The sequence below is a fragment of the Mesorhizobium sp. M7D.F.Ca.US.004.03.1.1 genome, assembly GCF_003998635.1.
Taxonomy (GTDB): domain Bacteria; phylum Pseudomonadota; class Alphaproteobacteria; order Rhizobiales; family Rhizobiaceae; genus Mesorhizobium; species Mesorhizobium loti.
Window position 1 is genome coordinate 467 of sequence record NZ_RZQG01001353.1, and the last position, 684, is coordinate 1,150.

The 684-nt window shown below is 65.2% G+C and carries 1 protein-coding gene; it reads left to right on the forward strand.

The features are described from left to right. The coding region (locus EN935_RS42545) for an ATP-binding cassette domain-containing protein (protein WP_245489154.1) at positions 1 to 684 on the forward strand (684 nt) is incomplete at both ends.

Here is a 684-nt window from a genome sequence, read left to right on the forward strand (position 1 = left end):
GCTGCTCGCTGCTCCTGATCGCCATGGCGGTGCTCAACGAGTATATCGTGCGTTCGCCGCTGAAGCAGGCCAACGACCTGGCGACGACCAACTATAACTTTACCGAGATGAGCCTCAGAAACGCGGAAGTCGTTCGCGCCATGGGGATGATCGACGGTCTCATCCGCCGCTGGGGACGCGACCGCAACTTGGCGCTGCGGCGCCAGGCGGAGGCAAGCGATCGCGCCGCCTTGATGTCCGGCCTGATCCGTTTCCTGCGGCTCACCATGCAGTCGCTAATCCTCGGCCTCGGCGCCTATCTGGTGATCGAGCGGCAGATCACCGGCGGCACCATGTTCGCGGCCAGCCTCTTGCTGGGGCGTGGGCTGCAGCCGGTCGAGCAGATCGTCGGCCTTTGGCGCAGCCTGATCCTGGGGCGGGCGGCATTGGCAAGGGTCGAGAAGCTGCTGGACGGGGGCGCGCAGAACGAAAGATCGTTCAACCTGCCCAAGCCCACCGGCAAGATTTCGGTCGAGCAGGTCAGCTTTGCGATTGCCAGCCAGCAGAAAGTGCTTCTCCGGGACGTATCGTTCCGGCTGGAAGCAGGCGAGACACTGGGAATCGTCGGCCCTTCCGGCGCCGGCAAGTCGACGCTGGCGCGTCATCTCGCGGGCGTCATGCAACCCAGCCGCGGCACCGTCAGGC